This window comes from Faecalibacterium sp. Marseille-P9312 (assembly GCF_902497445.1).
GTDB lineage: Bacteria > Bacillota > Clostridia > Oscillospirales > Ruminococcaceae > Faecalibacterium > Faecalibacterium longum.
On record NZ_CABVEW010000007.1, the window covers coordinates 105,071 to 130,577 of the forward strand.

A 25,507-nucleotide genomic window follows, 5' to 3' on the forward strand; every position below is an offset into this window, starting at 1 on the left:
TCCATAGATACTTTTCCCTCAGACGCAAAAGACCCCCGCTGCAAACGCAGCGGGGGTCTTACTGTTTATCAAATGGTCCCGTCCGAGCCGTTCTCGCTCTGCTCCGATGCATAGAGCACCATCAGGTGGTTTGCGGATGCTTCGAGCTGGCTCTTGGCCTGACGGAGGTTCGCTTCTTCCGTCTCGTTCATCTTTTCGGGCTTATCCTTCCGCAGGCAGCGGCGGAGGTTGGCCACATCGGCTTTGATGCGGTTCTTCTCCTCCTTGTCCAGCTCCTTCTTGCACTTGGAGAGAGCCTCGTCTACCTTGTAGGCCAGCACCTCGGCCTGATTGTGGAGATCAAGCCGCTCTTTGCGGCGGCTGTCCTCGGCCTCGTAGGCAGCCGCGTCGGCCATGGCGCGCTGGATCTCATTCTCCGAGAGGTTGGTGCTGCCGGTGATGGTGATGTTCTGCTCCCGGCCGGTGCCGAGGTCTTTGGCCGAGACTTTCACGACGCCGTTGACGTCAATATCAAAGGTGACTTCGATTTGGGGCTTGGACGAGAAGCTGGCCCGGATGCCGTTCAGCTTGAACTTGCCGAGGCTCTTATTGTCGCGGGCGAAATGCCGCTCACCCTGCAGGACGTTGATCTCCACACTGGTCTGCATGGGGCGGGCCGTGGTGAAGATCTGGCTCTTGCGGGTGGGTATCATGCTGTTGCGGGTGATGAGGGGGGTCGCCACGCCGCCCAGTGTCTCGATGGAGAGGGTCAGCGGGGTGACGTCCATCAGCACAAGGCCCTGCGCCGCTGCACCGGAAGCGCCAGCCAGCTTGCCGCCGCCCTGCAGCAGACCGCCCTGCACAGCGGCACCCATCGCCACGCATTCGTCGGGGTTGAGGCTGTGGCTCGGTTCACAGCCCAGCAGTTCCTTCACCTGACGCTCGACGGCAGGCATCCGGGTGCTGCCGCCGACGAGAAGGACTTTGCCCAGCTGCGAGGCCGAGATGCCGGCATCCCGCAGTGCGTTCTGCACCGGGGCCACCGTCCGTGCCAGCAGGTCGCCGGTCATCATCTCGAACTGGGGGCGGGAGATGGTCAGATCCAGGTGGTGGGGGCCGTCCTTGCCCACAGCGATGAAGGGCAGATTGAGCTGGGCCGAGAGGGCGCTGGACAGCTCTTTCTTGGCCTTTTCGGCCTCTTCTTTCAGGCGTCCCATGGCGGCGGGGTCGCGGGAGAGGTCGATGCGGTCCGATTTCTTGAACTCTGCCACGGCGTATTCCACGATGCGCTGGTCGAAGTCGTCGCCGCCGAGGCGGGTATCGCCGCCGGTGGCCAGCACTGTAAAGGTGCCGTCTTCGATCTCGATGATGGAGACGTCAAAGGTGCCGCCGCCGAGGTCGTAGACCAGGATCTTCTGGGGCGCTTCGTTGTCAAGGCCGTAGGCCACAGCGGCGGCGGTAGGCTCATTGATGATGCGCAGGACGTTCAGGCCTGCGATGCGGCCCGCATCCTGGGTGGCCTTGCGCTGGCTGTCGTCAAAGTAAGCGGGGACGGTGATGACGGCCTCCGTCACCGGCTCACCCAGGTAGCTCTCGGCGTCGCGGCGAATCTTGGTCAGTATCATGGCACTGATCTCCTGCGGAGTCAGGTCTTTGCCGTCGATGTGGACGCGGTAGTCGCTGCCCATATGCCGCTTGATGCTGGACACCGTCCGGCCGGAGTTGGTGGCAAGCTGGCGCTTTGCCGCGCCGCCCACCAGACGCTCGCCGTCTTTGGTGAACGCCACCACGCTGGGGGTGGTGCGTTCTCCCTCTGCGTTGGTGATGACGACGGGCTTGCCGCCCTCCACCACTGCCACGCAGCTGTTCGTGGTGCCAAGGTCAATACCGATCACTTTGCTCATTCTGGTCGTCCTCTCTGTTTTTGCGACGCGCATATTTTTCCTTCAATATCATATCGGTTCCGTATGACGATTTCTTAGAGCATTTGTAAAGATTTTGTGTTTCCGCTCATTCTCTCTCGAGCAGCTGGCGGATGACGGCCTCCGTCTCGTCCAGCCAGCTCTGGGCCGTCTCGTCCCCCTCTTCTTTGCGGACGAGGAAGCCCTGCTTCGCCTCAGCCAGCTGAGCCAGCGCCTTTTTGCGGGAGATATACTGGGTCTCATACTGGGCCACCCGCAGGCAGACCTGCGGCATATAGGCGATGTCGGGGGTGGAGGCGCAGAGCTTCTGGGCCTTGCGGTAGGCCCGCAGAGCCGCACCGGCCCCTTTTCCCTGCACCATGGCATCATCGCCCAGCGCCACCCATGCGGCCACATCGCCGGCGTCGGCAGCTTTTTTCCAGAATTTGCGGGCCTGTGCAGGGCTCTTTCGGCAGCCCCGGCCCTCGTAGAGCATCTCGCCCATCATGGCAAGGCCCTCGGCGCAGCCCTCTTCGGCAGAGAGCTGATAATAGTGCATCGCGTCGTCCCAGCGTTCCTCGGCCATGGCATGGTTGCCGGCCCGCAGCTCCGCTTCGCCCGGCTCATCGGTGTCGTGGCTGGCGTGGAGCAGACCGTTCAAAAGCGAGCAGTCCAGCGTGGCAGAGCTGGTCCACGGGTCGATGACCACGCCGTCGATGCTGTCCGAGTCCAGCGCCATCTGCATGGCGGAAGCCAGAAGCTGTTCCGCCATGGGGCGGCTGGCCGTGCCTTTATCGGCCTCTGCCATCTTCACTGAGGTGAACACCGGCAGGTAGCACCGGCCCTTCTGGGTGCGCAGAGTCCAGGGCTGCAGGTCTTTCGCTTTCTCCGCCGGGACAGGATGCTCCGCCCACGGGGCGGCCCCGTCCGGCTGGTCGGACGCAGCTTCCAGCGGCACCAGAACCCTGGTGTCCAGCTCGAGGGCATAGTTGATGGCGTTCATCAGCGCCCAGAAGCTCTCCTCGTTCTGGCCCTTATAGAGCGCTGCCACAGCCCGCTCTATCGCCGGACAGCCCGTCCCCAGCGGCCCGTATTCCGGCAGCTTTTTGCGGTCTGCCGCGCCCACCGGGCGCAGCCGCAGCCGTGCCGCACCATCTTTTGCCATTGCATCCACCATTCTTTCCGTTGAGATTCCCTTCCAGTATAGCAGGATTTTCCGGTTTTCTCAATCTCCGGAGCCGAAATCTGCTTCCAGAGCCGGTTTTCTTTGGCAAAAAACATAGCATTCCTGTTGGGAGTGCGTTATAATAAGGAGCGTCTCGACTAAATGTATGAAAGAAAGGGAGTATCGAGCCTTGAACAAAATGCTTCGCTATCTCAGCGACTACAAGCGCGAGAGCGTGCTTGCACCGCTTTTCAAGATGCTGGAAGCTACGTTTGACCTGTTCGTGCCGCTTGTGATGGCCGACATCGTCAACGTGGGTATCGCGGCCCACGATTTCCACTACATCCTCGTGCGGTGCGGCATCCTGCTGCTTCTGGCCATCGTCGGCCTCGCGTGCAGCCTGACGGCCCAATACTTCTCGGCCAAAGCCGCCGTGGGTTACTCCACCGGTCTGCGTCATGCGCTGTTTGAACACATCCAGACGCTGAGCTTTTCCGAGATGGACACCATGGGCACCAGCACCCTCATCACCCGGATGACCAGCGACGTCAATCAGGTGCAGAGCGGATTGAACCTCTTCCTCCGTCTGTTCCTGCGCAGCCCCTTCGTGGTGTTCGGCGCCATGATCATGGCCTTTACGGTCAACTTCCGCGCCGCCCTCATCTTCGTGGTGGCTATCCCGCTGCTGAGCGTCGTGGTCTTCGGCGTCATGGTCATCACCCGTCCGCTTTATAAGTCGGTGCAGACCCGCCTGGACCGGGTTCTGGGCCTCACCCGCGAGAACCTGACCGGCGTGCGCGTCGTCCGCGCCTTCGACAAGGAAAAGAGCGAGGTGGACCGCTTCGAGGACGCCAATGAGCTGCTGACCCAAATGCAGCTCCACGTGGGCCACATCTCCGCCCTGATGAACCCGCTGACCTACGTTATCATCAACCTTGCCATCGTGGCGCTGCTGTATGTAGGCAGCATCGAGATCAACATCGGCGGCATGGCCTCCGGCGACGTCATCGCGCTGGTCAACTACATGAACCAGATCCTGGTCGAGCTGGTCAAGCTGGCCAACCTCATCGTTCAGGTGAGCAAGGCTCTGGCCTGTGCAGGCCGTGTGCAGGCGGTTCTGGACACCAAGCCCGGCATGGAGTTCCCGGCCCAGCTCACCGGCAATGTTCCGGCGGAAAAGGCCGGCGACGCCGTCCGTTTCGACCATGTGAGCCTGACCTACAAGGGCGCAGGCGCACCCAGCCTCTCCGACATCAGCTTCACCGCCAAGCGCGGCCAGACCATCGGCGTCATCGGCGGCACCGGCAGCGGCAAATCCAGCCTCATCAGCCTCATCCCCCGCTTCTACGACGCCACCGAGGGCAGTGTGGAGATCATGGGCCGACCGGTCCGGCAGTACCCCCGCGCCGACCTGCGCGGCAAGGTGGCTGTGGTCATGCAGAAGGCCCAGCTCTTCGGCGGCACCATCCGCTCCAACCTGCTCTGGGGCAGCCAGAATGCCTCCGACGCCGACCTCTGGGCTGCGCTGGAAACGGCACAGGCTGCGGAGTTCGTGAAAGCCAAGCCCCTCGGCCTCGACGAGCCGGTGGAGCAGGGCGGACGCAACCTCTCCGGCGGTCAGAAACAGCGTCTGACCATCGCCCGCGCCCTCGTAGGCAAGCCGGACATCCTCATCCTCGACGACAGCGCCAGCGCACTGGACTACGCCACCGACGCAGCCCTGCGCAAGGCTCTGGCCGCTCTGCCGGGCGATCTGACCGTCTTCATCGTCAGCCAGCGTGCCGCCAGCCTGCAGCACGCCGACCAGATCATCGTGCTGGACGATGGCCGCATGGTGGGCCTTGGCCGTCACGCCGAGCTGCTGGAAAGCTGCCCGGTCTACAAGGAAATTTACGAGAGCCAGTTCAAGAAAGGGGATGCGCAGAAATGAGTGCAAAAGCAAAAAGCAAGCTGACCCCTGAACAGCAGAAGGCCACCATGACCCGGGTGCTGCAGAAAATCAAGCCCTACGGCTTCTTCGTGGTGTGCAGCCTCATCGTGGCCGCTGTGAGCGTGGCGGCTCAGCTGTATATCCCCATCCTCTGCGGCAGCGCCATCGACATGATGCTGGGCAAAGGTGCCGTGGACTTCGCGGGCGTGCTGCGCATCATCTACGAAATCATCGTGGTGGCTGTTGTCGCCGCCTTTGCGCAGTGGCTGCTGAGCGTCTGCAACAACCGCATCACCTTCGCAGTCAGCCGTGACCTGCGCAACGCCGCCATGCGGAAGATCCAGACCCTTCCCCTCTCTTACCTCGACAGCCATCCATCCGGCGACATCGTGAGCCGGATGGTGGCCGATGTGGATACCTTCGCGGACGGCCTGCTGATGGGCTTCACCCAGCTGTTCTCGGGTGTGCTGACCATCCTCGGCACCCTGCTCTTCATGCTGCAGCAGAACGTCCCCATCACGCTGGTGGTGGTCTGCATCACCCCCCTGAGCCTCGTTGTCGCCAGCTTCCTCGCAAAGCGCAGCTACAAGTATTTCCAGGGCCAGAGCACCGTGCGCGGCGAGCAGACTGCCCTTGTCAACGAGATGATAGAGGGTCAGAAGGTCGTGCAGGCCTTCGGCCACGAGGCCCAGAGCCTCGAGGCTTTTGACGAGGTGAATGGCCGACTGCAGAACGTGAGCCTGAAGGCCATCTTCTTCTCCAGCATGACCAACCCCGCCACCCGCTTCGTCAACAACATTGTCTACGCAGGCGTCGGCCTCGTGGGCGCGATCTATGCCGTAGCCGGAGGCATCACCATCGGCCAGCTGAGCATCTTCCTGAACTACGCCAACCAGTACACCAAGCCCTTCAACGAAATTTCCGGCGTCGTGACCGAGCTGCAGAACGCTCTGGCCTGCGCGGCCCGCGTGTTCGAGCTGCTGGACGCTGAAGACCAGACCCCCGAAGCGGAGAACGCCGCAAAGCTCGTGCCGGACGGCCACGTCCAGATCGAGGACGTCTCCTTCCGCTATCTGCCCGACCGCCCGCTCATCGAGGGCCTGTCTCTGGACGTCAAGCCCGGCCAGCGCATCGCCATCGTCGGCCCCACCGGCTGCGGCAAGACCACCCTCATCAACCTGCTCATGCGGTTCTATGATGTCAACGGCGGCTCCATCAAAGTCTCCGGCACCGACATCCGGGACGTGACCCGCGCCTCCCTGCGCGGCAGCTACGGCATGGTGTTGCAGGATACCTGGCTTCGGGCCGGCACCGTGCGGGAGAACATCGCCTACGGCAAGCCGGACGCCCCCCTCGACGAGGTGGTGGCAGCGGCCAAGGCTGCCCACGCCGACAGCTTCATCCGCCGCCTGCCCGAGGGCTACGACACCGTCATCGCCGAGGACGGCGGCAACATCAGCCAGGGCCAGAAGCAGCTGCTCTGCATCGCCCGCGTGATGCTCTGTCTGCCCCCGATGCTGATTCTGGACGAGGCCACCTCCTCCATCGACACCCGCACCGAGGTGCGTATCCAGGCAGCCTTTGCCCGGATGATGCAGGGCCGCACCAGCTTCATCGTGGCACACCGCCTTTCCACCATCCGGGAGGCCGACGTCATCCTCGTGATGAAGGACGGCCACATCGTGGAGCAGGGCGACCACGATACCCTGCTGGCGCAGGGCGGCTTCTACGCCAAGCTCTACAACAGCCAGTTCGAGGGTGTGGAGACTTAACGCTTCAACTGATAGCAATTCAACTTTTTAATGCAGCAGCGGTGGATTGCATATCGCAAAGATGCCGTTTGAATGCTGCACTATCGCAATTTTCAAAAATAGTGCCTATCAAAATAGCATATTTGCGATATGCAGTTTGCGGATGTTGCTTGTGCATTAAAAACGCAAACTGCTATAATTTCTTGGCTTGCGATAAAATTTGCGATAAACGATTTTTGGAAGGAATATAATCGTGTCGAAAGATGAATATTTGATTACAGATCCACCCCTTAAAGCGCTGACTGTTTTTGCGATGCCGATGATCCTTGGCAGCTTTTTTCAACAAGTATACAATATGGCCGATTCCATAATAGTCGGTCAATTTGTTGGCTCCTCGGCACTTGCGGCTGTTGGTGCTTGTGCTGCACTGACCAATGTTTTTATTTGTGTGGCGCTTGGTGCTGGTGTGGGCGCAGGTGTGCTTGTAAGCCGCTGTTTTGGTGCAAAAAATTATGGTAGAATGAAAACCATTGTGTCAACGTCCCTGATCAGCTTTTTGATCCTAAGCGTTGTCCTTGGTGTCTTTGGCTTTTGCTTTTCCCATTTCATGATGAGCGGATTACAGACCCCTGCCGATATATTGGAAGAAGCCGTATTGTATCTGCGTGTCTACTTTGTGGGTTTCCCGTTTCTCTTCATGTACAACATTCTTTCCACCATGTTCACTTCCATCGGTGAATCCAAAATTCCGTTGGGACTGCTGATCTTCTCATCTATCCTGAATATTTTTATGGATCTCTGGATGGTGGCTGGTCTTGGTCTGGGGGTGTTTGGTGCAGCCCTTGCGACCTTGATCGCACAAGGAATTTCTGCCGTGTTTTCGTTTTTGATCTTTCTGTCTCGGATGCGGCAATACAAGAGCTCCTTTAGCAGGTTCGACCGGCAGGAGCTGTATTCCATGCTTCGCATTGCGGTACCATCGGTTTTGCAGCAGTCCACCGTGTCTATTGGTATGATGATCGTGCAGGCAGTGGTAAATCCCTTCGGCACACAGGCACTTGCCGGGTATGCGGCAACGATGCGGGTAGAAAATGTTTTTTCGCTGATCTTCGTATCCATCGGCAATGCAGTTTCGCCGTTTGTATCCCAGAATCTTGGCGCAAAGAAAATTGAGCGTATCAAAAAAGGTTATCATGCTGCACTGGTGTTGGATCTATGCTTTGCAGTTCTTGCTTTCGTGGTCATTGAAACACTGCACACACAGATCTCCTCGTTGTTCCTGGGAAAAGACGGAACCGCGTTGGCCTATCAGGTGTCCGGTGATTATATGAGATGGCTTGGTTACTTTTTCATCTTCATGGGCATCAAGATGGCAACTGATGGCGTTCTTCGCGGACTTGGAATCATGCGGCCGTTTCTTATTGCAAATATGGTAAACCTTGCGATCCGCTTGTCTGTTGCTTTGATTTGTGCGCCGCGTTTTGGCATTGCTTTTGTCTGGCTTGCAGTCCCTGCAGGTTGGCTTGCAAACTTCCTTATTTCCTATGCGGCGCTCAGAAGATCGTGGCCAGAGGATAAAGCAGCGGTATCTCAATGATTTCATGCAGTGGAGAGGTGCTTTGTTCTGACGGGTTTCACTTACAGAGCATGTGGCACGCAAGCTCCAGCTTTCGGGTGGAGTAGATGCCGCCCTTTCCTGTATCCTGTTCTTGTTGTATCTGTTTTTTCACAACCTCAGTTTACAACAAAAAATGAGATAGGCAGCCCCTTTCGGGGAAGTCTATCTCATTTTTTTCGTTGGGGCTATTTTGCAACAGCCCCATTTTTGTTTGCTCTGTTTTATTTTTTGCGGGTCGGCAATAGTTTCTTTTTTACCTGTTTTCGGCTTTCAGCACCGTTGCCTCAGCAGGCGGCGGTGTGAGGGTGGAGTGAGCCAGAATAAAGGCAGCAGCGCGGCTGGATGCGATGCGCTGGGCGGCGCGGCGGCGGTCGTTGGAGGCGAAGGTGTGCTCCCCGTCCCGCTTTGCGTCCCAGTGGGCAAGCTCGTCATCCACCTCGGCTTCCGTCGGCCAGAGCCCTTCTTTCTGCGCCACCAGCAGCAGACCCATCCGGCTGCGCAGCTTGCGCTCGGCCTCGGTGTGGAGCCAGGCTCGAAATTCTTCCACCGTCTGGCCCTGCACCTTTAAGTACTGGTCGAAATTGACGCCGTTGGCCTGCATCCGCAGGTTGAACTGGCGCTGCTCGGCAAAGTAGTTGCCGGCCACCAGCTGCTTGGGCAGCGGGCCGGTGACGTGTGTACCCAGCTGGGCGATGAGGGCCTGTTCGGCCACGGCGCGGGCCTGCTGGCAGCGCTGGGCGTAGATGTCCTGCGTCACCTTGGCGCGGAGGGCGCGCTTGCCCTCGGCGTCGGCGGCGCGGTCTTCGTCACCGTGGCGGCGGTTTATTTCAAGCTCGATGGTCAGCTCCCGGATGGGCCGGGGCTGGATGGGCTGGGTAAAGCCGGTGTACTCTCCCAGTTCCAGCGGCGGCAGGCAGAAGAACTGCACCCCCGCCCGGAAGCCCTCGGCCCGATTCACGGCCAGAAGCTCAAAATCCAGGTCGGTGACGGGCTGCAAATCGTTTTCTTTCATCAGCTGGGCGAACAGAGGCGAGAAACCCTCCAGAATCGCCCGATTGACCGCCGCCGTCAGCAAGTCGTCCTCGTCCTGCGGAGCGTCCGGGGCCGCCTTTTCGGCCTGCACCGCCGCTTCCAGCTCTTCTGCTGCGGCGGAAAAGACCACCCGGCAGTCACCGGGTTCTGCCATGCCAAAATGTTCGAGTTTCATTTTCTTCTCCCCCTCTCAGCGGACGATGCCGGCCATCAGCACCAGCAGCACGATGCCCAGCACCACATACAGCACCTCTGCACCCAGGACGGACTTGTCGCCCTCGACGTACATCTCGGCGGGGTCGTCGGGGTTATAATAAAGGGTGACGACAGCCCCCTGTGCAAGCTCTCTGCCCTTGGCAGACTTGGGGTAATGGAGGCGGTGGGTGCCGCCAGCAGTGGTGAACTCCAACAGGTAGGCTTTGCCGTCCCGGCTCTGGACGGTGCCTGCCACAGCGGCCTCGACCTTTTCGCCCCTGGTCATGAGCTTGCGGCGTCTCGACCAGCTCCGCCATGCCATGTAGAACATGATGCCTGCACCGATGAGAAAGATAATGATGTTGAACATTCGCAGTTTCCCTCTTCCGTAAATAGTCCCGCCGGGCCGCTGCCCCGCAGGGGTAATATTTATTGTATCATACTCCGCCGGATTTTTCGCCCCATTCGGCCTATACGGAATGCAACAATTTTCGCAAAAAAATTTGTCGTACTATTTTTGCAGAAAACGCTTGACTTTCTTTGCACCTGTGGTATAATAAACATCGTTCCGAGCCGAACGGCAGCGAACAAAACAGAATATGCGGATATGGCGGAATTGGCAGACGCGTTAGATTCAGGTTCTAATCGGGGCAACTCGGTGGAGGTTCAAGTCCTCTTATCCGCACTCTTGAACGACAGCTTTCAAAAAGGCTGTCGTTTTTCTTTTACCCGTAGTCCTTTTGGAAACTTTCTATCAGCGGATAAGAGGACTTGAACAGCAACAGCGACGACCGCAGCCTGCGGCTGAAACAGGGAGGAGCTGTTGGGGCCGCGTTCTGATTTTTCAAAGCCCTGCCAAGGGGCTGCGGAAAAATCAGTAAACGCAACCCGTCAGGCGGTGCGCAGCACCGCAAGCAATCAGCCCAGTGGGCTGTTGCTTAGCCCGCGGTTTCCAACCCCTAGGAATGTCTAACAAGAGGACTACCGCTGCCGGAGAATCTCCTGTACCGCGTTGGTTGAAGCGATATTCACATAAAGCCTTTCTGGAAACATCCTCAGCGGATAAGAGGGCTTGAACATCGGCTTTTACAAAGAAAGGACCCCCATGCAGATAAACGACCTCTTCGGCGCAGCAGCCACCTTTGAAAACGTACGGATGCCGGACGGCACGGAAGCGGCCATTCCAGCAGAACACGCCGCAGTTATCTATGTAAATGAACAGCCGGCCTTCCGGGTGGTATGCACACCCCAGCTTCTGCCGCAGCTGGCGCTGGGGCGGCTGCTGACCGAAGGATGGATCACCTCCGCAGAGGAAGTGGAACAAATTGCCGTCTGTGCGGAAGGCTTGAAAGTCAACATCTACCTGAACCACCCGCTGACGGCCCGCCGCGCGGCGGCACAGGAGGTTTCCAGCTGCTGCACCGACAATGTCGCGCTGGGCAGTCCGGTGGAAGTGCAGCCGCTGCGCGCGGTGCCGCATCTGGACGTGCAGCCGGAGTGGGTGGACGCCCTCGCCGCCGCCATGAGCGCGGGCCTGCCGCTTTATCAGGCCACCCATGCGGTCCACAGCTGCTTTGTGCTGCACGAGGGCCGCATCCTCTGCGCCTGCGAGGACATCGGGCGCCACAATGCGCTGGACAAGGCCGTGGGCAGCATGCTTCTGGCCGGTGTCCCCCTCAGCGAATGCGTGCTCTACACCAGCGGCCGCGTACCGATGGATATGGTGCGCAAAGCCATCCGGGCCGGCGTTCCGGCACTGGTGAGCAAGACCATGCCTACCGTCCAGTCGCTGGAGCTGGCCGCAGAATACGGCCTGCAATTCGTGTGCGGCCGGAAACACCCCTTAACTTTGAAAGAACGTGCAAAATAAAAAGTTACAAAACAAAGGAAGCTTACGGTTCGCGTTGACTTACTTTCGGCCCGAGTGATAATATATTAACGAAGAGACCGCTCCGCTTGTTGCAGCAGGCAGAGCGGTCATTTTCGTGTTTGGGAGTTTTCCCGGACGACCAAAAACAGGCAGGTGATAACATGAAGCAGGCAACCAACCCGTTTGCGCCCGTTCCGCTGTGGCGCAAGCGGCTGCCGGGCTACGCAGCCATGGGCGCTGCGACAGTCGCAATGGCGGTAGGTCTTATCGCAATGCAGCACGCGCGCACCACGGTTGCAGGTACCCTGCTGCCAGTGTCGGAGGCGGATGCAGCCGCCTACGGCATCAGCGCAGTGTACCAGCTCGACAACGGCAGCTATCGCGTGGAGGGCTCTCAGAAGGGCTTCCAGAGCGATGTGCAGGCTGCCGTGACCCTTGACGCCGAGGGCAATGTTTCCGCTGTCGAGATCCTCTCGCAGGCAGAGACGGACAGCCTCGGCGGCCAGTGTGTCAACCCGGAGTTCACGTCCCAGTATCAGGGCGCAGCTCCCTTTACGCTGGCAGGCAAAAGCTATACTGTGACCGACCCCCTTACCGGTGCCGCCTATGCCGCTGCCGGTGCGGCGGAGGAGCAGCCCGCTGCTGCGGAGGATCTTGACCCCGCGCAGTGGAACGTGTCCGACACCTCTCCCGAGGCCGAGGCCACCCGCAGGATGTACGCAGCAGGTCTGACCCTCTCGGCACTGAACGGCGAGCCTCTGGCCGACGAGCTGATCCCTCCGATGGATACCAGCGCCGAGGCTGTGGCACGCCGCAAGCTCTACGCTGCCGGTCTGAGCAAGAGTGCGCAGGACGGTGAGGAGCAGGCTCTGCCCTATGCGGACTGGTCCGCAGAAAAGCAGGCCGCTTATCAGCTGGCACAGGCCGAACTGACCACCGGGCAGACCAGTGCCGGCGCTGTCAGCGCAGACCTGACCGAGGTGGACGCCCTTTCCGGCGCGACCATCACCTCGACCGCCGTCACCAACATCGTCAACAACTCGTATTTCTATGTAACTGAGGTGCTCCGCGCAGAGTGACCTCAACGGAGGAATGGAACCTATGGCAAAAACTGATTTTCTGACGGCTGACATGACCCGCCGTCAATTTATGAAGATCTCGGGCAAGAGCCTTGCAGGGCTCACCCTCTCCGCATCCATGCTGTCCCTCTTCGGCTGCTCGCAGAAGCAGGTGGACAGCGGCGCAGTGGCTACCTGGGCGCTGCCTCAGGGCCTGCTGGTGGTCAACGCCGACCTGTGTACCGGCTGCCAGCGCTGCGAGATCAACTGCACCCTCACCAACGATGGTGTGTGCTCCTCTTACATCAGCCGCGTGAAGATCCAGCGCCGTCTGAATCTGGACGGTGCCGGCAACGGCCTGCTGTCCGGCAATGACAACTGCTTTGTCTACTTCCCGGATACCTGCCGCCAGTGCGAGGACCCCGCCTGCGGCAACGCCTGCCCCCAGAAGGCCATTACGACCAACGAGCAGGGCATCCGTGTGGTGGACACCGACAAGTGCATCGGCTGCGGCGCCTGCCACGAGGCCTGCCCCTGGCATATGCCCACCGTCAACCCCGAGACCGGCAAGTCGTCCAAGTGCATCGCCTGCGGTGCCTGCGTGGCAGGCTGCCCGTCCGGCGCTCTGTCCATCGTGGACTGGGATGCCGTCACCAGCGCAGCACAGGCTGCCTACATGGACCTGTAAGGAGGAACAACAATGGCTGAAAGTTATGGCTGGGCAGGCAAGATCCTGCGCGTTGACCTGACCACTGGCGAGATCACCACGCAGGATGACGCAAAGTACCATAAGTATATCGGCGGTATGGGCATGGCCTACCGCATCATGTATGAGGAAGCTCCCATGGACCTCGACCCCTACGACGAGAAGGCACAGGTCATCTTCGGCGTCGGCCCCCTGACCGGTGCCGGCGTGCCCTGCTCCGGCCGCATGAACGTCACCTTCCGCTCCACCTGGTCCAAGGGCAGCTCCATCATCGACGCCCACATGGGCGGCCACATCGGCCCCATGCTGAAGTATGCGGGCTGGGACGGCATCGTCATCACCGGCATCTCCACAAAGCCCGTCTACCTGCGCATCGAGGACGACCAGGTCTCCCTCGAGGATGCTTCTGACATCTGGGGCAAGGGTACGTTCGCGTCCAACAAGTGGATGGTGGAGCAGAACGGCCGTGAGTTCGAGACCGCTTCCATCGGCCCTGCCGGTGAGAATCTGGTGGACTACTCCACCCTGAACACCAGCTTTGGCAACTCCGGCGGCGCCGGTCTGGGCGCTGCCATGGGCAACAAGAAGCTGAAGGGCCTGGCCATCCGCGGCACCGGCAGCGTCAAGGTGGCCGACCCCAAGAAGGTGCTGGAGCTGTCCAACTACATGATGGGCAACCTCATCGGCGGCAACAACAACCACAACGTCCCCGCACAGCCCCAGAGCTGGGCCGAGTACAGCGCCACCTCCGGCAAGAACCGCTGGTCCGGCGCACCGGGCCGTATGTGGAAAAAGGCTCCCGGCGGCCCCGTGGATACCGGCGAGCAGCCCTACAACGACATCAACAAGATTGCGCTGCGCTGCTTCAAGGGCTACTTCGACTTCGGCGCACCGGCTGCGGAGTACACCGTGAAGAACGGCGGCTGCTCCTCCTGCCCCATCCGCTGCTACACCGAGTATGATGTGGACCCGCTGGCCGATTACGACCTGCCCACCCACAACTCCAACACCTGTATGCCCGTGCTGTACGGCACCCGCGTCTACCCGGACGGCGTCCACGACTTCAAGTACGAGGGCGACGGCACCATGGTCATCAACCTGGCATGGTCTCATGCCGTCGATGACATGGGCCTGTGGGACAACTACGGCAACCTGAACCGTGACCTGCTGTGGATCCTGCGGATGCCCCGTGAGGAAGCCACCAAGTACATCAGCGAGGAAGAGTACGACTCTCTGCCCTGGGCATGGGAAAAGGCCGGTGACCCCCGCTGGGAGGTGGAGCTCATCCGCCGCATGGCTTACGGCGAGGGCGACCTGTCCGTCATCGCAAAGGGTACGCTGGCCATGATGGAAAAGTTCGGCCTGCCCAAGAGCTGGCTGGACCGCACCGACGGTGCCACCAACTCCAACCTGATCTACAACGGCTTCCCCAACCACCACGGCCCCGCAGAGGCATGGCAGGTTGGCATGCTGTACAATCTGGTGTATAATAGAGACTGCATGATCCACGAGATCGTCTGCGAGACCGGCTCCGGCGCACCCTACGAGGTGACCAAAAAGGTCATGGAGGACTTCTTCGGCGAGGGCTGCTACGACAAGGCCAAGGCCTACACGCCCATCAACGAAAACAAGGCAAAGCTGGCCGCTTACTGCGTCAACGATAAGAACTTCCACGACTCTGCCACCCTCTGCAACTGGATGTGGCCCATGACCCAGTCTCCCTCCAAGGAGCGGGCCTACCACGGCGATCTGGACCTGCAGGCAGATTTCATGACCGCCGTCACCGGCGAGACCTACACCCAGGCCGGTCTGCAGGAGGCAGGCGAGCGCATCACCCAGATGCTGCGCGCCATGACCGCCATCAGCTTCCAGAAGAACTGCGGCAGCGCAAACCTCCGTCAGGAGCACGACGCCATCTGCGACTGGGTCTTCGACAAGGAACCCGACTTCAAGGCATTCGAGGAAGGCACCACCAAGCTGGACCGCGCCGACATGGAGAAGGCAAAAGACCTGTTCTATGACATCTTCGGCTGGGACAAGACCACCGGTGTGCCGACCCGCGAGACGCTGGAGAAGTTCGACCTCGGCGATATGGCCGACGATCTGGAAGCACGCGGCATCTACGCCCAGACTCCCGCTGAGGAGACTGCTGCCCAGTAATTAAGAAGCCGTTTTCATAAGCATTGCACACCGCCCGAACGGTCTTTTTGCCGTTCGATGCACTCTGCTTACAAAAACAACTTCACAGAAACGAGAGGAACTATCATGCTGTTTGGCAGACGCAAACCCGGTTATACCACCACGGTGGACGCCGCCTCCGACCCTGAGCAGGTCATCCTCGACCTGCAGAAGGCAGAGATGGCCGCGAAAAAGAAGCCGAAGGCCGAGGTCTTTGACATCGACGCGGCCAGCGAGACTGCCCGCCGCCTGAAGGAAACGGGCAGTATGTTCGACGGCAGCGCCGCAAAGCTCGGCGAGGACGTCATTGCCGCCGTGCAGAAGGAGACGGATGCTCTGGCCGCAAAGCAGGCCGAGGCACAGCCCGCTCCCGAAGAGACGGCTGCACCGGACGCCGCCGAAAAAAAACAGCTGCTGGATTTTCTGGCCGCTGCGCCGGAGGCAGAGGGCGACCCCTACGCCGACCAGCCCACCGTCACCGCGCCGGAGCTGCCCAAGTTGACCCCGGCACAGGAGCTGGCGGGTTACATCCGCTCCCGCTCGGCGGCGGCGCTGGTCACATCCCACGCCCTGCTGGTGAGCGAGGTGGAAAACGCCGATGAGCTTCTGGCCCAGATGCCGGAAGACCCCCAGTGCGCAGATATCGTGTCCCGCGCCGGCGCAAAGGATGCCTACTACTACTCCAGCGCCAACATGAGCGACAACTACGCCATGATCGCGCAGCTCATCGAGGACAAGGACCTCTGCGCCATGGTGGCCGAGATGGTGCGGTTCAACGCCCGCGTCTACCCCAGCGCCACCCCGCTGCGGTACTTCCGCCGCTCGCCCTACGATCTGACAGAGGAAGCCATCGAGCAGACGTGGCAGTCCATGCAGGGCAAGCCGGAGTACGCCGACATCGAGGAGCTGACCAACAACCAGAACGAGCGGTTCCTCTTCTCCACCCAGCACCTCACCCGCCGCTACGCAAAAGCCATCAGCGACGTGGACGAGTGGACCGACTAAAGCATCTCACACAATCAAATAGGGTATACGAGCTTCTTTGAGCAAAGGTGTCTAAACCGTCGGGCATGACACCGCGCCGCAATGCTAAGGGCTATATAAGCCGGCATTCAAGGGTGGAGGGGGAAACCCCGCCGCCTTCCCGCAGAAGAAACGCTGCAATTTGAAAAAAAGAACTCCTCCCATCCACACAGGGGCTTTTCATGCTCTGCCGCCACTGCAAGAGCGGCAGGGAGCGGAGAGCCGCCATCGGCAGGGCAGTCTGCAAGCTGCCCTTTGCCGGAATGTGCGGATATTCTGCGGAGGCGTTTTGATTTTTCATCAAGACGTCTCCGCTTCTTTTTAACCTGCCTTTTTATATGGATCCCCGCTGCGCCCTGCCTGAGCCATAGCAGACCGGGTGTGGCCGGGCATTTGGAGGATTTTTTATGAAACAGCCTTTCTGCGCGCCCTCTGAGGCGCTGCGCCGCGTGCTGGATGCCGCTGCGGCTCTGCCGAGGCCGGAGACGGAGACCGTCCCGCTGGACGAAGCGGGCGGCCGCATTGCCGCCGGGACGCTTTCGGCCCGGATGGACCAGCCGCCCTTTGACCGCAGCCCCTTCGACGGCTACGCCCTGCACAGTGTCGACGCCGCCGGTGCCAGCCGCGAAACACCCGTCACCCTGCCCGTGACCATGAAGCTCTACGCCGGAGATGCCCCCGCTTCGCCCCTGCCTGTGGGCTGTGCGGCCCGCATCATGACCGGCGCACCCCTGCCCGAGGGCGCAGACTGTGTGCTGATGCAGGAGCTGACCGACAGCGGCGAGGAGACGGTACAGCTCTATGCCGCCATGAAGCCCCAGCAGAACGTGGTATTCCGGGGCGGAGACATCGCCGCCGGTGCTGTCATCGCTGAGGCCGGTACGGTACTCTCCCCCGCCCATCTCGGCGTGCTGGCCGGGCAGGGATACGCTGAAGTCCCCGTTTACAAGACGCTGACCGTGGGCGTTCTGGCCACCGGAAGCGAGCTTTTAGCTCCGGGCGAGGCTTGGACGCCCGGCAAAATTTACGACGCCAACGGCGTCCAGAACGCCGCCCGCCTGCGGCAGCTGGGCTTTGCGGTAAACCGTCGGCACTGCTCTGACGACCCGGAGGAGATCGCCCGTGAGATGCGGGAACTGCTGGCGGAGTTCGATGCCGTCATCACCAGCGGCGGCGTCTCGGTGGGGCAGAAAGACTATCTGCCCGCTGTGCTGGAACAGCTGAATGCGGACATCCTCTTTGCAGGCGTGGCCCAGAAGCCCGGAAGCCCCATGCTGGCCGGAAAAATTGACGGCAAGCTGGTGTTCTGTCTCTCCGGCAACCCCTTTGCCGCCGCCGCCACGCTGGAACAATACGCCATCCCGGCTCTTTTGCGGGCGGCGGGGCGCTGCGAGGAAAGCTGCATCCTTCCCCGCACCACCCGCACCCTGACCACGGGCTTCTCGAAGTCCAGCAAGGGGAACCGCTATCTGCGGGCAAAGGCCATGGGCGGCAGCGTGACCATCCCCGGCGAGGGCAACGCCGAAGCCCACTCGTCCGGCAGCCTTTCTGCCATGATCGGCTGCAACTGTCTCGTTGAACTGCCCGCGGGCAGCGGCCCGGTGACTCCGGGCGAAGAAGTGGAGGTGCTCAGTTTTGTACAGTGAACAGAAAGAGGCTCTGGCCCAGGAGATCGAACTCAAGCGCCCGGCGGTGCTGGCCGTCAGCGGCCTGCACAACAGCGGCAAGACGACGCTGCTGGAAAAGCTTCTGCCTGCCCTGCGCAGCCGGGGGCTGAAAGTGGGCATTATCAAGCACGACGGCCACGATTTTACGCCCGATGTCCCCGGCACCGACAGCTACCGTCTGCGGGAAGCGGGGGCCGAGGGGGTGGCGGTCTACTCCGGCCAGCGCTATCTGCTGACCGAGATGTTCCGCCTGACGGAGCAGGACTTGCTGGCGCTCTTCGAGCGCCACGGCTATGATCTGGTGCTGCTGGAAGGCTTCAAGGACAGCGGCTGGCCGAAAATCGAAGTTGTCCGCAAAGAAATTTCGGACACACCGGTGTCTTTCCAGCCGCTGGCGGTGGTGGGAGACATTCCGGGGGCAGATTTTGGATTGGAAGATGCGCAGGCTCTGGCCGACTGGCTCGTTGCCCAGATGCCGGGCCTGTAAGGAGAAGACAGATATGAAACTGATTCGTACCGAAGACGCGGCAGGCCAGGTGCTCTGCCACGACATTACCCAAATCATTCCCGGCGAGTTCAAGGGCGCACGTTTCCGCAAGGGCCATATCATCCAGCCCGAGGACATCCCCGTGCTGCTCTCCATCGGCAAAGAAAACCTCTACGTCTGGGAGAAGAAGCCCGGCATCCTCCACGAGGACGAAGCCGCCGCGCTGCTGTACAAGGCCGCTGCGGGCAGGAACATCCACGGCACCGAGCCGAAGGAGGGAAAAATCGAGCTCATCGCCGACTGCGACGGCCTGCTGAAGATCAACCGCGAAGCCCTGCTGGCCGTGAACCGCACGCCCCAGATGATGATCGCCACCATCCACGGCGACCTGCCCGTGAAAAAGGGCCAGAAACTGGCCGGCACCCGCATCATCCCGCTGGTCATCGAACAGGAGAAGATGGACGCCATGCAGGCTGCCGCAGGCAGTGAGCCTATCCTGAACGTGCTGCCCATGCAGGCCAAGAAGTTTGCCGTCATCACCACCGGCAGCGAGGTGTTCAAGGGCCGCATCGAGGATAAGTTCACCCCCATCCTCGTGGGCAAGCTGGCCGAATACGGCTGTGAGATGACCTTCCACAAGGTCTGCGACGACGACCCGGCGGGCATCACCGCCGCCATTCTGGAAGCGAAAGAGGTGGGCTGTGAGCTCATCTTCACCACCGGCGGCATGAGCGTGGACCCCGACGACCGCACCCCGCTGGCCATCCGAAATACCGGCGCGGACATCGTCACCTACGGCGCACCGGTGCTGCCGGGTGCCATGTTCCTCGTGAGCTATCTGGACGGTGTGCCGGTCTGCGGTCTGCCCGGCTGCGTCATGTACGCCAAGCGCACCATCTTTGACCTGCTGCTGCCCCGTCTGCTGGCCGACGATGCCATCACCGCCGAGGATATTGCCCGTCTGGGCGAGGGCGGTCTCTGCCTTGGCTGCGCCGAGTGCCACTGGCCCAACTGCGGATTTGGGCATTGCTGATGCCCTCTCAGGCGCTTCGCGCCAAGGCCGGGTTGCGGCACCCAGCGTCTGCTTCGCTGCCGCTTGCATCCTGCTGGCCGCTGTCCCAACAGCTCCTCCCTGTTTCCGCCGCTGGCGGCGGTCGTCGCCGTTGCTCCCAAAGGGAGAGCCACTGGCGTGTCGGTAAGGCCCGCGCTGGGCGAGAAAAGCTCTTCCTGTCGGGAACGATAGTGCCCTGCGACAGAGATTTACAGCAGCTTGACAAGGAACGCTTGTCCAGAAGCTGCCGGCCTCTGTAGCAAGGCCCGCCCTTTTGCGCTATATCGGGCCTCAGGCGTCCCGCTCAGAGCTGCCCGGCCTGCCAACGGCTCCCCCTTTGGGGGAGCTGGCGAGCGAAGCGAGACTGAGAGGGCAAGCCCGGCTCCCCATACGATTTATTTTTGTTAAGCAGAAAGATACGATCATGACTGAAACTAATCTGACCCACTTTGATGCCTCCGGCAACGCGGTGATGGTGGATGTGAGCGAGAAGGCCGTCACCTTCCGGGAGGCCACCGCCCACGGCATCATCACCATGAACGCCGAGGCATTCGCCGCCGTGGAGAGCGGCACCGTGAAGAAAGGCGATGTGCTGGGCGTGGCCCGCATTGCCGGCATCATGGCCACCAAGCGCACCAGCGAGCTCATCCCGCTCTGCCATCCGCTGCCCCTGACGAAAGTGAGCGTGGACTTCAGGCTTCTGCCCGAGCGGCAGGCTGTGGAGGCGCTCTGCACCGTCAAGACGGCGGGCGTCACCGGCGTGGAGATGGAGGCCCTGACGGGCGTTTCCACCGCCCTGCTCACCATCTACGATATGTGTAAGGCCGTCGATAAGGGCATGGAGCTGGGCGAGATCCATCTCGTCGAGAAGACCGGCGGCAAGAGCGGCCACTACATCCGGGCGGAGGGCGGCTATGTTTGATTCTGCCCAGCGCAATATCCACTATCTGCGCCTGTCCGTCACCGATCTGTGCAACCTGCGCTGCCGCTACTGTATGCCCGACGGCGTGGAAAAGCTGGAGCGGGAAGCCGTGCTCACCTACGAAGAGTTCCTGCGTCTGGCGGCCCTGTTCGCCCGGTGCGGCGTCGATACCGTCCGCGTCACCGGCGGAGAGCCGCTGGTGCGCAAGGGCGTAGACCAGCTGGTGGCGGGGCTGAAAGCCATCCCCGGCATCCGCAAAGTCACCATGACCACAAACGGCATCCTGCTGGCGCAGCAGCTGCCCGCCCTGCTGGACGCCGGTCTTGACAGCGTGAACATCAGCCTCGACACTCTGCGCCCCGAGGTGTTCCAAAGCATCACGGCCCGGGACGAGTTCGAGCACGTCATGGAGGGCATCCGCGCCGCCCTCGACAGCGGCATCCCTGTCAAACTGAACTGTGTGCCGCAGGTGGGCGTGAACGAGGGTGAATTGGAAGACCTGGCCGCCCTCGCCGAGAGCCGCCCGTTACAGGTGCGGTTCATCGAGATGATGCCCATCGGCTACGGCGCGGCCATGCCCTGCATCTCGGGGCCGGAGCTGCGGGAGCGGTTTGCCCGCCGCTGGCCGGAGTTTTCGCCCCTGCCCGCCGCCCAGAGCGCCGGGTTCGGCGACGGACCTGCCGTCTACTACACCGTCCCGGGCTGGAAAGGCGACGTGGGCTTCATCGCGGCGGTCCACGGCAAGTTCTGTGCTTCCTGCAACCGGGTGCGGCTGACCAGTCAGGGCTTTCTGCGCCCCTGCCTTGCCAGCGAGACGGGCTGCGACCTGCGCACCCTGCTGCGCGGCGGCGCAGCCGACGAGGAGCTTTTACAGGCCATCCGGGAGACCATCTGGTCGAAACCCCGGGAACATCATTTCGGAGACAATTCCATGCCCGCCACCCGCGGGATGTACCGTATCGGAGGATAAATTACTATGGGAAAAATTCTGGCGATTTGCACCAGCCCCAAGCGCGGCACCGTCAAGACCGAGGTACCAAGTGCTGTCCTGACCCCGGAATGGGGCATCGTGAGCGACGCCCACGGCGGAAACTGGCACCGGCAGGTGAGCCTGCTCAGCGCCGAAAAAATCGAGGCGTTCCGCAAGAAGATCTGGGTGGACTATGGTGCCTTTGGCGAAAACCTCGTCATCGAGGGCTTCGACTTCCGCAGCCTGCCCGTCACCAGCCGCTTCGCCATCGGCGACGTGGTGCTGGAGATGACCCAGATCGGCAAGGAGTGCCACAACGACTGCGTCATCAAGCAGCAGACCGGCGAGTGCATCATGCCCCGGGAGGGCGTATTTGCCCGGGTGCTGAAGGGCGGCGAGATTCATGTCGGCGACGAAGTGACCCTTCTGCCCCCGCCGGAAGATCCGCCGCTGCGCGCTGCGGTCATCACCCTGTCCGACAAGGGCAGCCGGGGCGAGCGGGAGGACAAGAGCGGCCCCCTCATCGTGGAGATGCTCACCGCCGCAGGCTATGTGGTGGAAGAGACGATGCTCCTGCCCGACGAGGCCAAGGCGCTGAAAGCACAGCTCATCCGTCTGGCCGATGGCCGTCAGGTGAACCTTATCCTGACCACCGGCGGCACCGGCTTCTCGCCCCGGGATATTACCCCCGAGGCCACCTATGCCGTAGCCGACCGCAACGCCCCCGGCATCGCCGAGGCCATGCGGTACCACAGCCTTTCCATCACCCCCCGCGGGATGCTGAGCCGCGCCGCCAGTGTATTGCGCGGCAAGACGCTCATCGTCAACCTGCCGGGCAGTCCGAAAGCCGTGAAGGAAAACCTCGAGTACATCCTGCCCAGCCTCGGGCACGGTGTCCGCATCGCCGCCGGTCTGGACGGCGAGTGCGCCCGCAGGTAAATTGCTGTCCCGCTCCGCAGCATCCCTCCTGTAGAGCGGCGGCCCGTTAAGCCCTCTCCGTCTGCTTCGCAGCCACCTCTCCCAAAGGGAGAGGCTCTGGCGTGTCGGCAAAGCCTACGCTGGACAAGAAAAGCACGATGTTTCGGAAACAGCAGCGCCCTGCTGTGGGACGAAAGTATAAACCAATGATAGAAGGAGAAAATTCATGAAACCCGATCTCATTTCCCGCCGTAACTTTCTGGCTGCGGCCGGTGCCGCCGGTATTGCCGCTGCCCTGACCGCCTGCGGCGGCGCGGTTTCCAGCACTGCCTCTTCCGCAGCTGCTTCCTCTGAGGCCGCTTCTTCTGAGGCTGCCGGCGAGAGCGTCGAGCTCATCGTCTTCGCCGCTGCCTCCCTGACCGAGACCCTGAACGCCATCGCCCAAGACTACTCTGCCGAGAACCCGGGCGTCACCTTCCGCTTCAACTTTGATTCCTCCGGCACCCTGAAGACCCAGATCCAGGAGGGCGCTGACTGCGACCTCTTCCTCTCTGCCGGTCAGAAGCAGATGAACCAGCTGGACATCACCGCTTCTGCCGACGTAAACACCGACGGTCTGGACTTCGTGGACCCCTCCACCCGTGTGGACCTGCTGGAAAACAAGGTCGTCCTCTGTGTGCCCGAGGGCAGCGACAAGGGCATCGACAGCTTTGATGCTCTGGCCGAGCACCTGAAGGCTCAGGACATCCTGTTCTGCATGGGCAACAGCGATGTGCCTGTGGGCCAGTACACCCAGAAGATCCTCGCCTACTATGACCTCGACGAAGAGGCTCTGGCCGCTGCCGGTGTCATCACCTACGGCTCCAACGTCAAAGAAGTCACCACCCAGATCAGCGAGGGCAGTGTGGACGCCGGTGTCGTCTACTGCACCGACGCTTACAGCGCCGGTCTGACCCCCGTGGACGAGGCCACCGCCGAGATGTGCGGTCAGGTCATCTACCCCGCCGCTGTGCTGAAGGCCGCTCCCAACGCCGAGGCCGCCAGGGAGTTCCTGGCCTATCTGCAGACTGACCGTGCCGCCACCGTGTTCGAGGGCGTGGGCTTCACGGCAATGTAAGGTCAGCCTGACCGTGAGCAAAAGCCTCTCCCTTTGGGAGAGGTGTCACCGCAGGTGACGGAGAGGGCAAGGACGCTGACGGAGAAGCTCAGGCACGGCGATAGTATCGCTCTGATAAAGAGTCTACCTATCGCTGTGCACCGGAACTGTCTCAACGGGCTTGCCCTCTCAGTCTCGCTTCGCTCGCCAGCTCTCCCAAAGGGAGAGCCTTAAGGCCCCCAACATTCGAGGTATCATTTATGGATTGGTATCCCTTATGGAACAGCCTGCGCATCGCGCTCATCAGCTGCACAGCGGTGTTCTTCCTCGGCATTTTTGCCGCTTATTATATCGCAAAGCTGCCCCGCACCGTCAAGGGCGTGCTGGACGTGGTGCTCACCCTGCCCATGGTGCTGCCGCCCACGGTGGTGGGCTATTTTCTGCTGCTGCTCTTCGGCGCAAAGCGGCCGCTGGGCATCTTCTTCATGGAGCATTTCGGCGTCAAGCTGGTCATGAACTGGTACAGCGCCATCTTTGCGTCCATCGTAGTGGCCTTCCCGCTGATGTACCGCACCGCCCGGGGCGCCTTCGAGAGCTTTGACGAGACGCTGGCCTGGTCGGCCCAGACGCTGGGACAGTCCAACGCATGGATATTCTGGCGGGTGCGGATGCCCTGCTGCCGACAGGGCATTCTGGCCGGTACGGTGCTGGCCTTTGCCCGGGCCTTGGGCGAGTACGGTGCTACCAGCATGATCGCGGGCTACACCCCGGGCAGGACGGCCACCATCGCCACCACCGTCTACCAGCTCTGGCGCACCAACGACGAGGCCGGTGCCATGCGGTGGGTGCTGGTGGACATCGTCATCTCTGCCGTGGTGCTGCTGGCTGTGAACCTCTTGGAGAAAAAGCAGAAAGCAGGTGGCCGCGCATGAGCCTGGAAGTACATATCGAGAAAAAGCTGAACGGCTTCACCCTCCGCTCCGACTTCACCGCCGGGAACACTGCCACGGCCATTCTGGGCGCGTCGGGCTGCGGCAAAAGCATGACACTGCGCTGCATCGCGGGCATCGTGAAGCCCGACAAGGGCCGCATCGTGCTGGACGGGCGGGTGCTGTTCGACAGCGGGCAGCACATCGACCTGCCGCCCCAGCAGCGGGGCGTGGGCCTGCTCTTCCAGAACTACGCCCTCTTCCCGAATATGACCGTGGAGCAGAACATCCTCTGCGGCCTGAAAGCCGAAAGGGACAAAGCCGCCCGCAAGGCCCGCTGCGCCGGGATGCTGCGGGCCTTGCGACTGGAAGAACTGGCCAGCCGCCGCCCGGCAGAGCTTTCCGGCGGACAGCAGCAGCGCACCGCGCTGGCCCGTATTCTGGTGGGCAGGCCGAAGATCTTGATGCTGGACGAGCCGTTCAGCGCACTGGACAGCTACCTCCGCGAGGAGGTGGAGGGCGAAGTAGGCAGCCTGCTGGCCGGTTTTGACGGCACGGCTCTCCTCGTCACCCACAACCGGGACGAGGCTTACCGCCTGTGCCGGGAGATGATCGTCATGGACGGCGGGCAGGTGCTCCGCACCGGCACCACGAAAGAGGTCTTTGCCGACCCGGGCAGCACCGCTGCGGCCCGGCTGACCGGCTGCAAGAACATCCTGCCCTGCACCCGGGTGGACGCCCACAGCGTCCGCCTCGCAGGCTGTGAGAGTCTGCTGCACCTCGCCGCTGAGGTGCCGGAGGGCTGCACCGCCGTGGGCATCCGCGCCCACGACTTCGCCCCCTCCGCCCCGGGCGCAGAGAATGCCCTGCCGGTGGAGCTGCTCTCGGCCAGCGAGAACCCCTTCGACTGGAACCTCATCTTCCAGCTGCCGGACGGCACCACTCGTCTGTGGTGGAAGGTGAGCAAGACGACCCTCTCCGTGGCCGAACCCGACGCCCCGGCCTGCCTCTCCGCCCCGCCGGAGCGCATCATGGCGCTGGCGGATCATAAGTAAACGCCA

General features: G+C 61.6%; 21 protein-coding genes, 1 tRNA gene and 1 riboswitch. Of the genes, 18 read left to right on the plus strand and 4 right to left on the minus strand.

Annotation, left to right across the window (positions count from 1 at the left end; genetic code table 11):
* Nucleotides 1-68 precede the first annotated feature (68 nt).
* Nucleotides 69-1,883 (minus strand): molecular chaperone DnaK, encoded by a 1,815-nt coding sequence (gene dnaK, locus F3G95_RS07270; protein WP_149794426.1) that lies wholly within the window; start codon nucleotides 1,881-1,883, stop codon nucleotides 69-71.
* A gap of 106 nt (nucleotides 1,884-1,989) precedes the next feature.
* Nucleotides 1,990-3,045 carry an SseB family protein gene (locus F3G95_RS07275; RefSeq protein ID WP_243130312.1) on the minus strand — a complete coding sequence of 352 codons (1,056 nt, stop codon included), beginning with the start codon at nucleotides 3,043-3,045 and terminating at the stop codon, nucleotides 1,990-1,992.
* Nucleotides 3,046-3,235: 190 nt separating this feature from the next.
* On the opposite strand from F3G95_RS07275, the gene F3G95_RS07280 reads away from it, so the two are divergent.
* From F3G95_RS07280 to F3G95_RS07290, 3 genes are all read left to right on the plus strand, one after another.
* Nucleotides 3,236-4,975, plus strand: coding sequence for an ABC transporter ATP-binding protein (locus tag F3G95_RS07280; protein ID WP_347562905.1), 1,740 nt, complete (start codon nucleotides 3,236-3,238; stop codon nucleotides 4,973-4,975).
* On the plus strand, nucleotides 4,972-6,747 hold the full coding sequence (locus F3G95_RS07285; protein ID WP_149794429.1) for an ABC transporter ATP-binding protein: 1,776 nt from the start codon (nucleotides 4,972-4,974) through the stop codon (nucleotides 6,745-6,747). The genes F3G95_RS07280 and F3G95_RS07285 overlap by 4 nt, the downstream gene beginning before the upstream one ends.
* A gap of 232 nt (nucleotides 6,748-6,979) precedes the next feature.
* Nucleotides 6,980-8,323 (plus strand): MATE family efflux transporter, encoded by a 1,344-nt coding sequence (locus F3G95_RS07290; protein WP_149794430.1) that lies wholly within the window; start codon nucleotides 6,980-6,982, stop codon nucleotides 8,321-8,323.
* 274 nt (nucleotides 8,324-8,597) lie between these two features.
* Here F3G95_RS07290 and F3G95_RS07295 read toward each other — a convergent pair whose 3' ends face one another.
* Both F3G95_RS07295 and F3G95_RS07300 read right to left on the minus strand, forming a co-directional pair.
* The gene (locus F3G95_RS07295) at nucleotides 8,598-9,551 is read right to left on the minus strand and encodes an FKBP-type peptidylprolyl isomerase (RefSeq protein ID WP_149794431.1); all 954 of its coding nucleotides are present in this window, start codon (nucleotides 9,549-9,551) and stop codon (nucleotides 8,598-8,600) included.
* Nucleotides 9,552-9,566: 15 nt separating this feature from the next.
* Nucleotides 9,567-9,941: a DUF3592 domain-containing protein gene (locus tag F3G95_RS07300; RefSeq protein ID WP_149794432.1), complete on the minus strand. Its 375-nt coding sequence runs from the start codon at nucleotides 9,939-9,941 to the stop codon at nucleotides 9,567-9,569.
* A gap of 231 nt (nucleotides 9,942-10,172) precedes the next feature.
* Here F3G95_RS07300 and F3G95_RS07305 point away from each other — a divergent pair.
* From F3G95_RS07305 to F3G95_RS07375, 15 genes are all read left to right on the plus strand, one after another.
* A tRNA-Leu gene (locus F3G95_RS07305) sits at nucleotides 10,173-10,256 on the plus strand.
* Nucleotides 10,257-10,676: 420 nt separating this feature from the next.
* On the plus strand, nucleotides 10,677-11,441 hold the full coding sequence (locus tag F3G95_RS07310; RefSeq protein ID WP_149794433.1) for a formate dehydrogenase accessory sulfurtransferase FdhD: 765 nt from the start codon (nucleotides 10,677-10,679) through the stop codon (nucleotides 11,439-11,441).
* 161 nt (nucleotides 11,442-11,602) lie between these two features.
* Complete coding sequence (locus F3G95_RS07315) at nucleotides 11,603-12,520, plus strand: FMN-binding protein (protein WP_149794434.1); 918 nt, start codon at nucleotides 11,603-11,605, stop codon at nucleotides 12,518-12,520.
* Nucleotides 12,521-12,542: 22 nt separating this feature from the next.
* The gene (locus F3G95_RS07320; protein ID WP_015565531.1) at nucleotides 12,543-13,187 is read left to right on the plus strand and encodes a ferredoxin-like protein; all 645 of its coding nucleotides are present in this window, start codon (nucleotides 12,543-12,545) and stop codon (nucleotides 13,185-13,187) included.
* A 12-nt stretch (nucleotides 13,188-13,199) separates the two neighbouring features.
* Nucleotides 13,200-15,365, plus strand: coding sequence for an aldehyde ferredoxin oxidoreductase N-terminal domain-containing protein (locus F3G95_RS07325; RefSeq protein ID WP_149794435.1), 2,166 nt, complete (start codon nucleotides 13,200-13,202; stop codon nucleotides 15,363-15,365).
* Between the two features lie 105 nt (nucleotides 15,366-15,470).
* Nucleotides 15,471-16,388 carry a hypothetical protein gene (locus F3G95_RS07330; RefSeq protein ID WP_149794436.1) on the plus strand — a complete coding sequence of 306 codons (918 nt, stop codon included), beginning with the start codon at nucleotides 15,471-15,473 and terminating at the stop codon, nucleotides 16,386-16,388.
* A 23-nt stretch (nucleotides 16,389-16,411) separates the two neighbouring features.
* Nucleotides 16,412-16,560, plus strand: a riboswitch (molybdenum cofactor riboswitch).
* 253 nt (nucleotides 16,561-16,813) lie between these two features.
* Nucleotides 16,814-18,052, plus strand: coding sequence for a gephyrin-like molybdotransferase Glp (gene glp / locus F3G95_RS07335; protein WP_149794437.1), 1,239 nt, complete (start codon nucleotides 16,814-16,816; stop codon nucleotides 18,050-18,052).
* A complete protein-coding gene (gene mobB, locus F3G95_RS07340; RefSeq protein WP_149794438.1) occupies nucleotides 18,042-18,560 on the plus strand; it encodes a molybdopterin-guanine dinucleotide biosynthesis protein B in 519 nt (172 codons plus the stop codon). The genes glp and mobB overlap by 11 nt, the downstream gene beginning before the upstream one ends.
* A gap of 13 nt (nucleotides 18,561-18,573) precedes the next feature.
* Entirely contained in the window at nucleotides 18,574-19,593 is a 1,020-nt protein-coding gene (locus F3G95_RS07345; protein WP_149794439.1) for a molybdopterin-binding protein, read from the plus strand.
* Between the two features lie 442 nt (nucleotides 19,594-20,035).
* A complete protein-coding gene (gene moaC, locus F3G95_RS07350) occupies nucleotides 20,036-20,533 on the plus strand; it encodes a cyclic pyranopterin monophosphate synthase MoaC (protein WP_149794440.1) in 498 nt (165 codons plus the stop codon).
* Nucleotides 20,526-21,503 carry a GTP 3',8-cyclase MoaA gene (gene moaA, locus F3G95_RS07355; protein WP_149794441.1) on the plus strand — a complete coding sequence of 326 codons (978 nt, stop codon included), beginning with the start codon at nucleotides 20,526-20,528 and terminating at the stop codon, nucleotides 21,501-21,503. Before moaC ends, moaA begins: the two co-directional genes overlap by 8 nt.
* Nucleotides 21,504-21,509: 6 nt before the next feature.
* Nucleotides 21,510-22,442, plus strand: a complete 933-nt coding sequence (locus tag F3G95_RS07360) for an MOSC domain-containing protein (RefSeq protein WP_015565524.1) — start codon at nucleotides 21,510-21,512, stop codon at nucleotides 22,440-22,442.
* 205 nt (nucleotides 22,443-22,647) lie between these two features.
* Nucleotides 22,648-23,538 (plus strand): molybdate ABC transporter substrate-binding protein, encoded by an 891-nt coding sequence (gene modA / locus F3G95_RS07365; RefSeq protein ID WP_149794442.1) that lies wholly within the window; start codon nucleotides 22,648-22,650, stop codon nucleotides 23,536-23,538.
* 239 nt (nucleotides 23,539-23,777) lie between these two features.
* On the plus strand, nucleotides 23,778-24,449 hold the full coding sequence (gene modB / locus F3G95_RS07370) for a molybdate ABC transporter permease subunit (RefSeq protein WP_149794443.1): 672 nt from the start codon (nucleotides 23,778-23,780) through the stop codon (nucleotides 24,447-24,449).
* Nucleotides 24,446-25,501 (plus strand): ATP-binding cassette domain-containing protein, encoded by a 1,056-nt coding sequence (locus F3G95_RS07375; protein WP_149794444.1) that lies wholly within the window; start codon nucleotides 24,446-24,448, stop codon nucleotides 25,499-25,501. The genes modB and F3G95_RS07375 overlap by 4 nt, the downstream gene beginning before the upstream one ends.
* Nucleotides 25,502-25,507: the final 6 nt, after the last annotated feature.